The 13,562-nt window shown below is 41.5% G+C and carries 12 protein-coding genes; all 12 read left to right on the top strand.

The window, feature by feature from the left end; all coding sequences use genetic code 11:
* Window positions 1-179 precede the first annotated feature (179 nt).
* The 12 genes from yiaK to iolE all read left to right on the top strand — a co-directional run bounded on the left by yiaK (window position 180) and on the right by iolE (window position 13,562).
* Window positions 180-1,178 carry a 3-dehydro-L-gulonate 2-dehydrogenase gene (yiaK, locus tag L4F91_RS10625; protein WP_250351377.1) on the top strand — a complete coding sequence of 333 codons (999 nt, stop codon included), beginning with the start codon at window positions 180-182 and terminating at the stop codon, window positions 1,176-1,178.
* A 23-nt stretch (window positions 1,179-1,201) separates the two neighbouring features.
* On the top strand, window positions 1,202-1,666 hold the full coding sequence (locus L4F91_RS10620; protein ID WP_395896393.1) for a YhcH/YjgK/YiaL family protein: 465 nt from the start codon (window positions 1,202-1,204) through the stop codon (window positions 1,664-1,666).
* 8 nt (window positions 1,667-1,674) lie between these two features.
* Window positions 1,675-2,157 carry a TRAP transporter small permease gene (locus tag L4F91_RS10615; RefSeq protein ID WP_250363905.1) on the top strand — a complete coding sequence of 161 codons (483 nt, stop codon included), beginning with the start codon at window positions 1,675-1,677 and terminating at the stop codon, window positions 2,155-2,157.
* Window positions 2,154-3,434 (top strand): TRAP transporter large permease subunit, encoded by a 1,281-nt coding sequence (locus L4F91_RS10610; RefSeq protein ID WP_250351380.1) that lies wholly within the window; start codon window positions 2,154-2,156, stop codon window positions 3,432-3,434. Before L4F91_RS10615 ends, L4F91_RS10610 begins: the two co-directional genes overlap by 4 nt.
* 16 nt (window positions 3,435-3,450) lie before the next feature.
* The gene (locus L4F91_RS10605; RefSeq protein WP_265777602.1) at window positions 3,451-4,437 is read left to right on the top strand and encodes a TRAP transporter substrate-binding protein; all 987 of its coding nucleotides are present in this window, start codon (window positions 3,451-3,453) and stop codon (window positions 4,435-4,437) included.
* Window positions 4,438-4,560: 123 nt separating this feature from the next.
* Window positions 4,561-6,012: an FGGY-family carbohydrate kinase gene (locus L4F91_RS10600; protein ID WP_395896390.1), complete on the top strand. Its 1,452-nt coding sequence runs from the start codon at window positions 4,561-4,563 to the stop codon at window positions 6,010-6,012.
* A gap of 46 nt (window positions 6,013-6,058) precedes the next feature.
* A complete protein-coding gene (locus L4F91_RS10595) occupies window positions 6,059-6,919 on the top strand; it encodes an L-ribulose-5-phosphate 3-epimerase (RefSeq protein ID WP_250363908.1) in 861 nt (286 codons plus the stop codon).
* Complete coding sequence (araD, locus tag L4F91_RS10590) at window positions 6,913-7,608, top strand: L-ribulose-5-phosphate 4-epimerase (protein ID WP_395896388.1); 696 nt, start codon at window positions 6,913-6,915, stop codon at window positions 7,606-7,608. The genes L4F91_RS10595 and araD overlap by 7 nt, the downstream gene beginning before the upstream one ends.
* 12 nt (window positions 7,609-7,620) lie before the next feature.
* Window positions 7,621-8,298, top strand: a complete 678-nt coding sequence (locus tag L4F91_RS10585; protein ID WP_250351384.1) for a 3-keto-L-gulonate-6-phosphate decarboxylase UlaD — start codon at window positions 7,621-7,623, stop codon at window positions 8,296-8,298.
* 168 nt (window positions 8,299-8,466) lie between these two features.
* On the top strand, window positions 8,467-10,464 hold the full coding sequence (tkt, locus tag L4F91_RS10580) for a transketolase (RefSeq protein ID WP_395896386.1): 1,998 nt from the start codon (window positions 8,467-8,469) through the stop codon (window positions 10,462-10,464).
* Between the two features lie 233 nt (window positions 10,465-10,697).
* Window positions 10,698-12,638, top strand: coding sequence for a 3D-(3,5/4)-trihydroxycyclohexane-1,2-dione acylhydrolase (decyclizing) (gene iolD / locus L4F91_RS10575; RefSeq protein ID WP_250351386.1), 1,941 nt, complete (start codon window positions 10,698-10,700; stop codon window positions 12,636-12,638).
* Window positions 12,639-12,665: 27 nt separating this feature from the next.
* The gene (iolE, locus tag L4F91_RS10570) at window positions 12,666-13,562 is read left to right on the top strand and encodes a myo-inosose-2 dehydratase (protein WP_395896384.1); all 897 of its coding nucleotides are present in this window, start codon (window positions 12,666-12,668) and stop codon (window positions 13,560-13,562) included.

Below are 13,562 nucleotides of genomic sequence, written 5' to 3'. Positions count from 1 at the left end.
TTCTATTTCACATTGTGAAATATTATTTCGATTAATTGAGATGTAGATCACAATTCTAGAAAAATGTTTTTAACATATTGATTTTTAATGGGTTTTATTTTCTCTTTAAGATTGACTTTCTACATAGCCATAATGTAACTTATGAAACATAATTTCACAATATGAAATAAGAGGTGAGTATGTTAGTTTCTTATAATGAGTTAAAAGCTGAATTTAAACGCGTGTTGCTTGCACGTAATGTCCGTGAAGAGATTGCCGAAGAATGCGCAACGGCCTTTGCAGATACCACGCAGGCGGGGGCTTATTCTCACGGCGTGAATCGTTTTCCGCGTTTTATTCAACAACTAGAAAATGGCGACATTGTGCCAGAAGCCGTGCCGACCAAAGTGCTTTCTTTAGGGGCGGTTGAACAGTGGGATGCCCATCAGGCAATGGGGAATTTAACCGCTAAAAAAATGATGGATCGTGCAATGGAAATTGCCGATCAATATGGTATCGGCGTGGTGGCATTGCGTAACGCAAACCACTGGATGCGCGGAGGAAGTTACGGCTGGCAAGCTGCAGAGAAAGGTTATATCGGCATTTGCTGGACCAATGCACTGGCAGTAATGCCGCCTTGGGGAGCAAAAGAATGTCGAATTGGCACAAATCCTTTGATTGTTGCTGTCCCAACTACGCCAATTACAATGGTAGATATGTCTTGTTCGATGTATTCCTACGGAATGTTAGAAGTTCACCGTTTAGCTGGACGACAAACATTTGTTGATGCCGGATTTGATGATGAAGGCAACTTAACGCGCGATCCTGCCACAGTAGAAAATAATCGTCGTTTATTACCAATGGGATTTTGGAAAGGGTCGGGATTATCTATCGTACTAGATATGATCGCCACCTTGCTTTCTAATGGGCTATCCACCGCTGCCGTGACAGAAGATAAAGATGATGAATACTGTGTTTCACAAGTGTTTATTGCTATCGAAGTAGATCGTCTTATTGATGGAAAAACCAAAGAAGAGAAACTCACACGTATTATGGATTATGTCCGTACTGCGGAACGTGCTGATCCTGAGGTGGCGATACGTCTGCCGGGACACGAATTTACCACGATTTTAGCGGAGAATAAAGCAAATGGCATTCCCGTTGATGATACGGTATGGGCAAAACTCAAAGCCTTATAAGCTGAAATAGAAGGAGTGACAGGATGTACTTTGGACATATTTCTAATGTAAATAATAATGGGTTTCCCGACGCGATTAACATTGCCTTGGCTTATCTAACAAATACCGATTTTGACACCCTGCCTGCGGGCTGTTATGAAATTAAAGAGCGGTTGATTTTTGCCCAAGTTTTAGATCTCGAAACAAAGCCTAAATCTGAGATTTTGCCCGAAGTTCATCGTCGTTACCTTGATGTGCAATACCTACATTCAGGGCAAGAACGTATCGGTATTGCACCAGATCTTGGCAATAACCAGATTGCACAAGCGTACAATGCGGAAAGAGACATCCTGTTTTACCAAGATGCAGAAAATGAAAGTGAATTGATTATGCGAAAAGGGAATTTTGCGATTTTCTTTCCTGAAGACATTCATCGCCCTGCGTGTATTGATCTGCAATCTAGCAATATTCGTAAGGTTGTCGTCAAAATTGCAATCAGTGAGATTTGAGGTGAAAAATGAAATCTCTTGTCAATTTTATTCAAAAAACACTCAGCATTACCGTGGTGAGCATTCTTGCTACGATGTCGTGCTTAGTTTTTCTCAATGTGGTGTTACGTTATGGCTTCAACAGTAGTATTAACATCACCGAGGAAGTCTCTCGCTATTTATTTGTGTGGCTGACTTTCCTTGGCGCAATTTTAGCCTTTAATGATGATCAACACGTTCACGTAACGATTTTAACCCATAAGCTTTCTGCTTATCAGCGTCATCTTCTCAGTCTATTGACTGACGGACTTATGTTGTTCTGTTGCTATTTGATTATTCGCGGTGGCTGGACACAATTTGAGCTTAATTTAACCAATTATGCACCCATTTCTGGATTACCACAGGGGATTACCTACTTAGCAAGTGTTGTTGCTGGTGTCTTTATTGGCTTACTGCTAAGCATACGTTTAGTTGCAAACCTTCGTTTATTATTGAAAGGGGGCATTCAATGACCGTTATTATTTTCCTTTCTGTTTTACTCGGTGCGATTATTTTAGGTATTCCCGTTGCTTTCTCACTCTTAATTTGTGGGATTGCCTTGATGATCCATTTGGATTTATTTGATGCTCAAATTTTGGCACAACAAATTGTGAGTGGTGCAGATAGCTTTTCATTAATGGCTATTCCCTTTTTTATTCTTGCCGGCGAAATTATGAATGAGGGCGGGTTGTCCAAACGCATTATTGATTTGCCAATGAAATTGGTCGGACATAAGCGTGGTGGGCTAGGATTTGTTGCTATTTTAGCCGCAATGATTATGGCAAGTTTATCCGGCTCGGCGGTGGCGGATACCGCGGCAGTGGCAGCAATGTTATTACCAATGATGAAAACCACAGGCTACCCTTTAGGGCGTTCTGCGGGATTAATTGGTACGGCGGGTATTATTGCCCCGATCATTCCCCCTTCAATTCCGTTTATTGTGTTTGGCGTGGCGAGCGGGGTATCCATTACAAAACTCTTCTTAGCAGGTATCTTCCCCGGCGTATTAATGGGCTGTTGCCTAGCCGCACTGTGGTGGTGGCAAGCAAAACGGCTTAATTTAATGACATTTTCTAAAGCGACAAAACAAGAACTATGTATTTCCTTTAAAAACAGTGTATGGGCGTTGTTATTACCTGTCATTATTATTGGGGGATTCCGTTTAGGCATCTTCACCCCAACAGAAGCCGGGGCAGTTGCAACGTTCTATGCCCTGTTTGTGGCAGTATTTATCTATCGCGAACTAAAGATCAGCGCGTTATATAAAGTGTTATTTTCCGCAGCAAAAACAACCGGCGTGGTAATGTTTTTAGTGGCAGCTGCGAATGTAACGGGGTGGCTAATTACCGTTGCAGAGTTGCCTCAAATGATTACAGAGTTATTAGAACCTTTGATTAACTCACCAACCTTATTGCTGATTGTCATTATGCTGGTGGTATTTATTGTGGGTATGGTAATGGATTTAACCCCAACCGTGTTGATTTTAACCCCTGTGTTAATGCCACTAGTTGAAGAAGCGGGCATTGATCCCGTGTATTTCGGCGTGCTATTTATTTTAAATACGTCGATTGGGTTAATTACCCCACCTGTCGGTAATGTATTAAATGTGATTACGGGCGTGTCAAAACTACCATTTGATGAAGCCGCAAAAGGCATTTTACCTTATATGTTAATGATGATTATTTTGCTCTTTGCTTTCATCTTTGTCCCTTCGTTAATTTTAACGCCACTTTCGTGGATGCAACCTTAAACCCAAGGAGAGAACTATGAAACTATTCAATCTAAAAACCTTAGCAACCTTAGTAACCAGTGCGTTTATGCTAGCTTCAACCGCTAATGCAGCAACCACATTACGTTTTGGTTATGAAGCTCCTCGTAGTGATACACAACACATTGCCGCGAAAAAATTTAATGAATTGTTAAAAGAAAAAACCAAAGGAGAATTAAAGCTCAGCTTATTTCCAGATAGCACCTTAGGCAATGCACAAACGATGATTAGTGCAGTACGCGGCGGCACTATTGATATTGAAATGTCTGGTTCACCAAATTTCACTGGGTTAGAACCGAAATTAAATGTGATTGATATTCCATTTATTTTTAAAGATCGTGAACACGTGTATAAAGTGCTAGACGGTGAGATTGGGCAAGGGTTATTGAAAGATCTTGAAGCACAAGGATTAAAAGGCTTAGCATTTTGGGACGTCGGATTCCGTGCCTTTTCTAATTCTAAACACCCCGTAACTAAACCTGAAGACATTAAAGGATTGAAAGTGCGTACAAACCAAAATCCAATGTACATTCAAGCCTTTAGCCTATTAGGTGCAAACCCCGTTCCAATGCCACTTTCAGAGCTTTATACCGCGCTTGAAACCCGTGCGGTGGATGCACAAGAACATCCCATTGGCATTTTCTGGTCAGCAAAATTGTATGAAGTACAAAAATATTTAAGCCAAACCAATCACGGTTATACGCCATTAATTGTTGTGATGAACAAAGCCAAATTTGATGGGCTTAGCCCAGCATTACAACAAGCAATTGTTTCTGCAGCAAAAGAAGCGGGGCAATATCAGCGTGATCTCAATGTAAAAAATGAACAAGAGATTATCGCGAATTTACGCAAAGCAGGGGTAGAAGTGATTGAAAAAGTCGATACCACCCCATTTAAAGCGGTGATTGAAGCGGACGTACGCAAATCGTTTATTGATAAACACGGCGATACCTTAGTAAAAGAAATTGATGCGTTAGCACAATAATTCATCGGTCAATCATTAGAGAAAGTGCGGTGTAATTTTTACGCATTTTGTATAGAACACCGCCACTTTTTGATTGAAGAATAAAAGAGGTTGCCTGATGAATTGCAGTTTGGAGTAGAAAGAATGGATTACTATTTAGGCATTGATTGCGGTGGTACCTTTATCAAAGCCGCATTATTTGATGCAAAGGGCAAAATGTTTGCCTGCATACGAGAAAATGTGCCAGTCATTAGTGAGCAAGCCGGCTATGCGGAGCGTGATATGACGCATTTATGGCAAGTTTGTGCTAACGTCATCAAAAAGACCATTACGCAAAGTGAGATCTGCCCGACACATATTAAAGGGGTTGGCATTTCTGCTCAAGGTAAAGGTGTTTTTTTACTTGATCAACAAAATGCCCCGCTTGGACGAGCCATTCTTTCCTCAGATCAACGCGCATTAGAAATTGTACGGCAATGGCAACAAGCTGGGATTCCTGAAAAATTATATCCTCACACACGGCAGACATTATGGACCGGACACCCTGTTTCGATTTTACGCTGGCTTAAAGACTATGAACCTGAGCGTTATCACAATATCGGTGCAATCTTGATGTCGCACGATTACCTGCGTTTTTGTTTAACGGGGGAATTGGCTTGTGAAGAAACCAATATTTCAGAATCCAATTTATACAATATGCAGACGCAACACTATGATCCTCAGTTAGCGGAAATGCTTGGATTAGATCACATCACCGAAAAACTGCCCCCAATTGTTAAAGCCAATCAAATTGCCGGCTACGTCAATGCCGAAGCTGCCAAACTCACTGGCTTAGCCCAAGGCACGCCCGTTGTAGGGGGATTGTTTGATGTGGTTTCTACGGCACTTTGTGCGGGATTAGATGATGAAACAAAATTAAATATCGTGTTAGGGACTTGGTCTGTTGTGAGTGGCGTGACAGATCATATTGATGATACTCAACACATTCCCTTCGTGTATGGACGTTATGCACAAAAAGGCAAATTTATTATTCACGAAGCTAGCCCTACTTCAGCGGGCAATCTTGAATGGTTTGTAAAAGAATGGGGCAATCTGAGTTATCAAACCATCAATGATGGCGTTGCCGCATTACCCGTCAGTGAAAGTGCGGTGCTTTTTGTGCCATTTTTATATGGTTCAAATGCAGGGCTTGGTATGAAATCAGGGTTTTATGGTATTCAAGCTCATCACAACAAAATGCATTTATTCCAAGCGATTTATGAAGGTGTGCTATTTAGTATGAAATATCACCTTGATCGTATGTTGCAACGATTCCCTAATCCACAAGTGTTGCGTATTACAGGTGGTCCTGCAAAATCCCAAGTATGGATGCAAATGCTCGCTGATCTCACGGGAATGAAAATTGAAGTCCCTGAGATTGAAGAAACAGGCTGTCTTGGCGCGGCAATGATGGCAATGGAAGGCACGCGAGGGCATACAATGTCAATGACGACCAAACAACAATGCTTTATACCTAATTCGCAAAACTTTGCAATTTATCAGAAAAAATATCAGCGTTATCAACAGTTTGTTTCCGCATTACAAGCCTTGCTGTAAACAAAAGTGCGGTTGAAATTTTATGACTTTTTATTAGGACGAAACAATGAGAAAACACAAACTCGGCATTTATGAAAAAGCCCTACCCAAAAACATCAGCTGGCAAGATAGACTTTCCATCGCCAAAGCCTGTGGCTTTGATTTTGTCGAAATCTCCATTGATGAAACAGATGAACGATTGAGCCGATTAGATTGGAGCAAGGCACAACGCCTTGAACTGGTGCAAGCCATTATTAATACGGGGGTCACCATTCCCTCAATGTGCCTTTCTGCCCATCGCCGCTTTCCTTTTGGCAGTCACGACGAAACGCTTCGCCAAAAAGCCTATGAGATTATGGAAAAAGCCATTCAGTTGGCGGTAGATGTGGGTATCCGCACCATTCAATTAGCGGGTTATGATGTGTATTACGAAGAACAAGACGAAAGTACATTAGCACGCTTTCAACAAGGAATGGAATGGGCGGTTGAGTTAGCGGCAAGCAATCAAGTCACACTTGCAATGGAAATTATGGATACCCCCTTTATGAGTTCCATTACCCGCTGGAAAAAATGGGATAACCTCATTCGCTCCCCTTGGTTTACTGTCTATCCTGACCTCGGCAATCTTTCTGCGTGGAATGATAATGTGGTCGAAGAATTACAATTAGGCATCGACAAAATTTCCGCGATTCATTTGAAAGACACCTATAAAGTTACCGAAACCTGCAAAGGGCAATTCCGCGATGTCCCCTTTGGCAAAGGCTGCGTAGATTTTGTTACCTGCTTTAAAACCCTTGCCGAGCTAAATTATCGCGGGGCGTTTCTCATTGAAATGTGGACAGAAAAAGCCGATGAACCGATTGAAGAAATCATCAATGCACGCCGTTTTATTGAACAACAAATGCAACAAGGAGGATTCCAATGCTAGCCGAATTACGCGAAAAAGTGTTACACGCCAATCTTGCCCTACCAAAACATCATTTGGTGACCTTTACGTGGGGAAATGTCAGCGAAATAGACCGCACTTCAGGGCTGGTCGCCATTAAGCCATCAGGGGTGGACTATGACAAAATGACGGCAGAGGATATTGTGATTGTCGATATGCATACAGGGGAACGCGTGTGGGGAAATAAAAAACCGTCTTCAGATACCCCAACCCATCTTGCTCTGTATCGTCAATTTCCTGACATTGGCGGGATTGTGCATACCCACTCACGGCACGCCACCATTTGGGCGCAAGCTGGATTAGATTTAATTGCCGCCGGCACAACCCACGCGGATTATTTTTATGGCAGCATTCCTTGTACGCGAAAAATGACTGACGAAGAAATTAACGGGAATTACGAGCTTGAAACCGGCAATGTGATTGTAGAAACCTTCCGCCAACGCAAGATTAATGCGAAAGAGGTGCCAGCCGTATTAGTCCATTCACACGGACCTTTTGCGTGGGGAAGCGATGCGGAAAATGCGGTGCATAACGCGGTTGTGTTAGAAGAAATTGGCTATATGAATTTATTCAGCCATCAGTTAAATGCAAATTTAACCTCAATGCAACCCGTGTTATTGGATAAACATTATTTGCGTAAACACGGCAAAAATGCGTATTATGGGCAGTAAAAGGAGGCAATAATGGCAAAACCGTTATTACAAATTGCATTAGATTCACTAACTCTTGAAAAAGGATTAGTGGATGCCAAACAGGCCGCCCCTTTTGTTGATGTGATTGAAGTCGGGACGATTTTAGCTTGTGCAGAAGGAATGAAATCAGTCAAAATTTTGACCGCACTTTATCCTGAACATATTATTGTCTGTGATCTAAAAACAACCGATGGTGGCGCAATTCTCGCGCAAATGGCCTTTGATGCCGGCGCTGATTGGCTGACAGTTTCGGCGGCAGCACATCTAGCAACCAAAGCAAGTTGTCAGCAAGTTGCAGACGCCTTTAATAAAGCCCACCCCGATCTGAAAGTAAAAAAAGAAATTCAAATTGAATTGTATGGTAACTGGACACTTGATGATGCAAAACAATGGTTAGATCTCGGTGTAACGCAGGCGATTTATCACCGTTCTAGAGATGCTGAATTAGCAGGGAAAGGCTGGACAGAGACGGATCTTCACTTGATGAAACAACTTTCTGAACTTGGTTTTTCGCTTTCTATTACGGGAGGCATTGTTCCACAAGATATTCATTTATTTAAAGAGATTAAAAACGTGAAAGCCTTTATTGCAGGCAGAGCGTTGGTTGGGGATAGCGGACAAGCGACGGCGAGCGCAATATTAACTGAAATAGATCGTTACTGGTCGTAATGCATTCTTTCAGCCCCTTATCAGATACCAAACGATGATGTTTGGTATCTTTTATTCATTAGGCATAAAGCTTATAAATACTAATCAAATTAATTGCTATTTTTTCACAATAAATCGGGTAGAATAGCCAGAATTCAGTTTTTACATTTGATAACTAGGAGAACAAAAATGTCGAATCGAAAAGAATTAGCCAATGCCATTCGTTTTTTAAGTATGGATGCCGTACAAAAAGCCAAATCAGGGCATCCGGGGGCGCCAATGGGAATGGCGGATATTGCAGAAGTATTATGGCGTGATTTTTTAGTACATAACCCAACCAATCCTAAATGGTCAAACCGCGATAGATTTGTGTTATCAAATGGTCACGGCTCGATGCTTATTTATAGCTTATTACACCTTACTGGCTATGATTTATCTATTTCCGACCTTCAACAATTCCGTCAATTACATTCCAAAACTCCGGGACACCCTGAATATGGCTATGCACCGGGCGTAGAGACCACCACCGGGCCATTAGGTCAGGGTATTACCAATGCGGTAGGTATGGCGATTGCAGAGAAAACCCTTGCTGCCCAATTTAACCGCCCAGACCACGAAATTATCAACCACTACACTTACGCCTTTTTGGGTGATGGCTGTTTAATGGAAGGGATTTCACACGAGGCGTGTTCATTAGCGGGAACCTTAGGCTTAGGCAAACTAATCGCTTTCTATGATGACAACAATATTTCCATTGATGGCGAAGTAGACGGTTGGTTCACCGATAACACAAAACAACGTTTTGAAGCCTATAATTGGCAAGTCATTGGTCAAATTGACGGGCATAATCCCGAAGCCATTGCTGAAGCAATTAAACAAGCGCAAACAGAGAAACATCGCCCAACCTTGATTATCTGTAAAACAACCATTGGTTATGGCTCACCAAACAAAGCCGGTTCACACGACAGTCACGGTGCGCCATTAGGTGATGAAGAAATCGCCTTAACCCGTAAAAATTTAGGGTGGAACTACGCACCGTTTGACATTCCAGCAGAAATTTATGCCCAATGGGATGCGAAAGAAAAAGGTCAGCAAGCAGAACAGGCGTGGAATGAAAAATGGACAGCCTATCGCCAAGCTTATCCTGAATTAAGTGCTGAGCTTGAACGTCGCTTAAGCGGGGAATTACCGGAGAATTGGGTAACCGAAAGCCAAGCATTCATTGAAAAGTTACAAGCAAATCCTGCCAGCATTGCGAGCCGTAAAGCCTCACAGAACGCCATTGAAGCTTATGCCCCATTATTGCCAGAATTGTTAGGCGGTTCAGCGGATTTAGCGGGATCTAACTTAACCTTATGGTCAGGTTCACGCCCAATTCGTGCAACAGCAAACCAAGATGGTAATTACCTCAACTACGGCGTGCGTGAATTCGGTATGTCTGCCATTATGAACGGGATTGCCTTACACGGTGGCTTCATTCCTTATGGTGCAACGTTCTTAATGTTTATGGAATATGCGCATAATGCCGTAAGAATGGCAGCATTAATGAAACAACGCGCGTTATTTGTTTATACTCACGACTCCATTGGTTTAGGTGAAGATGGCCCAACTCACCAGCCAGTAGAACAAACCGCGACATTACGTTTAATCCCAAATTTAGAAACGTGGCGTCCGTGCGACCAAGTGGAATCCGCAGTCGCGTGGAAAGCCGCCATTGAGCGTAAAGATGGCCCGAGTGCGATGATTTTCAGCCGCCAAAATTTAACTCAAATGGACAGAACCCCAGCACAATTAGCAAATATCGCACGTGGTGGTTATATTTTAACAGATAGCGAAGGTACGCCAGATTTAATCTTCATTGCAACTGGTTCAGAAGTTGAATTAGCCGTAAAAGCCGCGGAGCAACTTCGTCAAGAAGGTAAAAACGTGCGTGTGGTTTCAATGCCTTCAACTAACGTGTTTGACAAACAAGATGACGCATACCGTGAAAGCGTGTTGCCAAGTAACGTGACCAAACGTGTTGCTATTGAAGCAGGCATTAGCGAATTTTGGTATAAATACGTTGGTTTTGGTGGACGAATCGTGGGAATGAACACCTTTGGCGAATCAGCACCAGCGGGTGAATTATTCAAACTGTTCGGCTTTACCGTAGAAAATGTCATCGCAAAAGCGAAAGAAATTCTATAATTTTTGACCGCACTGTCATTTTGGTAAAAACCTTGAGTTTCGGCTCAAGGTTTTTTTGTTTGTGTATAGAGTCTCTGAATTATCCTGAGTTCTTGCTATATTTTTCAAATCTTTTCTCTCAAAATTTGATCCCTGCCACAAAAATGAAATTTATTTTTCATTTTTATTTTATTTGAAATGAAAGTGTGATTATATAGTGCCTGAATAAGTCTTAGGGTAACGAGGAGAGAAAGATGAAAACAGTTAGACTGACAGTTGCACAAGCCTTAATAAAATTCTTAGATAATCAGTATGTTGAATTTGATGGCAAAGTGACGAAGTTTATTGAGGGTATCTTTGGGATCTTTGGACATGGAAATGTGCTGGGATTAGGACAAGCGCTTGAGCAAAATTCAGGCGATTTAATCGTTAGACAAGGACGTAATGAACAAGGAATGGCACACGTTGCTATCGGTTTTGCTAAACAGAAATTACGTAAACAAATCTATGCGTGTACATCTTCAGTTGGACCAGGTGCTGCGAATATGATTACTGCTGCTGCAACTGCAACAGCCAACCGTATCCCTTTACTTTTATTACCGGGCGATGTATTTGCGACACGTCAGCCAGATCCAGTGTTGCAACAAATTGAGCAACCTTATGATTTAAGTATTAGCACGAATGATGCTTTTCGAGCGGTGAGTAAATATTGGGATCGTGTAAATCGTCCAGAGCAGCTAATGACAGCCTGTATTAATGCAATGCGCGTACTGACAGATCCAGCGGAAACGGGGGCAGTAACGATTGCTTTGCCACAAGATGTACAGGGGGAGGCTTATGATTTTCCAGAGGCATTCCTAACAAAACGTATTCATCGTATTGAGCGTACATTACCAACAGAACCAATGTTACAAGATGCATTGGCATTAATTCAATCAAAGAAAAAACCACTTATTATTTGTGGTGGTGGAGTACGTTATTCAGAGGCAGCAGAACAATTAAAAGCCTTTGCTGAAATCTATAATATCCCCTTTGCCGAGACGCAAGCAGGAAAAAGTGCGGTGATTTCTTCCCATTATCTGAATGTTGGCGGGGTGGGTGAAACGGGGTGTTTATCTGCTAATTTACTTGCCAAAGAAGCGGATCTAATTATTGGTATTGGGACAAGATATACAGATTTTACCACTTCTTCAAAATGGATTTTCCAACACCCTGAAGTGAAATATCTTAACATCAATATTGCTCGTTTTGATGCTTATAAATTAGATGGTGTACAAATCACTGCGGATGCAAAAGAAACGTTAGAAAAATTGACCGCACTTCTCGCATCAACAGGCTATCAAAGTGCGTGGGGGGAAGCAATTTCTCAAGCTAAGCAACAGTTTGAACAAGAATTGGAGCGTCTTTACCACCTATCTTATAACGAAAATAATTTTATCCCAGAAGTAGATGATAATTTAAATCGTGCAGAAGTATTTGAAGAATTTATTAGGCTTACTGATTCTCATTTAACCCAAAGCCGTGTACTGGGTATTTTGAATGAAACATTAGGGGATAATGATGTGATTGTTGGAGCAGCAGGTAGTTTACCTGGTGATTTACAACGAGTATGGCAATCTAAAGGTGTTAATACTTATCATTTGGAATATGGTTATTCTTGTATGGGCTATGAGGTAAATGCTGCTCTTGGGGTGAAATTAGCACAGCCACAACGAGAAGTTTATGCGTTGTTAGGTGATGGTTCTTATATGATGCTTCATTCTGAATTGGTTACCTCTATTCAAGAAGGCAAGAAAGTTAATGTAGTCTTGTTTGATAATATGACCAATGGTTGTATTAACAATCTTCAAATTGGACACGGTATGGATAGCTTTGCGACAGAATTTCGTTTTAGAAATGCGGAAACAAATAAGCTCAATGGCGGTTTTGTTCCCGTTGATTTTGCTATGAATGCGGCTTCTTATGGTTGTAAAACCTACCGTGTAACGACAGAAGAAGAACTGTTCGAAGCCTTGTATGATGCACAAAAACAATCTGTCTCTACCTTAATTGATGTGAAAGTACTACCGAAAACAATGTTGCATTCGTACGGCAGTTGGTGGCACGTTGGCGTCGCAGAAGTTTCCGAAAAAGAACGAATTCAACAGGCTTATGAAAATGCAGTAAAACGCATAAATGAAGCAAGACGTTATTAATTATTCATTGTTTAAGAAGGAAAAATTATGAAAGCTGAAAATGTAAGATTGGGGATTGCACCTATTGGTTGGACAAACGATGACTTACCTGAATTAGGCGCAGAGAATACTTTTGAGCAATGTGTGAGTGAAATGGCGCTGGCAGGTTATACAGGGTGTGAAGTAGGAAATAAATACCCGCGCGATGTGGACGTATTGAAGCATAAGCTCAGTGTTCGTAGCATACAAATTTGTAACGCGTGGTTTAGTACTTTCTTTGTGGATGGAAAAAAAGAGCAGACTCTACAAGATTTTATTAAACATCGTGATTTTTTACACGCAATGGGAGCGAAAGTAATTGGCTGTTCCGAACAAAGTCGCAGCATTCAAGGCTTACCGAAATCAATTTTTAATGAGAAAACGGTTTTTACGGATGCAGAATGGCAGTTATTAGCTGAGGGGTACAATGAATTAGCTAAATTAGCAGCCGAAAAAGGAATGCGAGTGTGTTTACATCACCATATGGGAACAGGGATTCAAACGCCAGAAGAAATTGATCGTTATATGTCCGTAGTAAATGATGATGTCTATCTTTTATTTGATTCTGGTCATTTGTACTACTCTGAAGGTTCTCAACACGCGATGCTTGATGTCCTAGAGAAATATATCGATCGCATTATTCACGTTCATTTGAAAGATGTTCGTGATGAAGTGGTTAATGAAGTGCGGTCGAAAAATCTTAGTTTTTTAGAAGGCGTGAAAAAAGGAACATTTACTGTACCAGGTGATGGCGTGATTGATTTTAAACCTATCTTTGAAATCTTAGATAGACATAATTACAAAGGCTGGATGGTGGTAGAAGCAGAACAAGATCCTGCTGTTGCTAATCCATTTGAATATGCGGTGAAAGGTCGTAAATATATTAAAGAGGTAGCAGGAGTTTAA

Source organism: Avibacterium sp. 20-126, from assembly GCF_044358625.1.
Classification (GTDB): Bacteria; Pseudomonadota; Gammaproteobacteria; order Enterobacterales; family Pasteurellaceae; genus Avibacterium.
The sequence above is the reverse complement of the archived record's forward strand: the minus strand, read 5'-3'. Positions and strand labels throughout refer to the sequence as shown.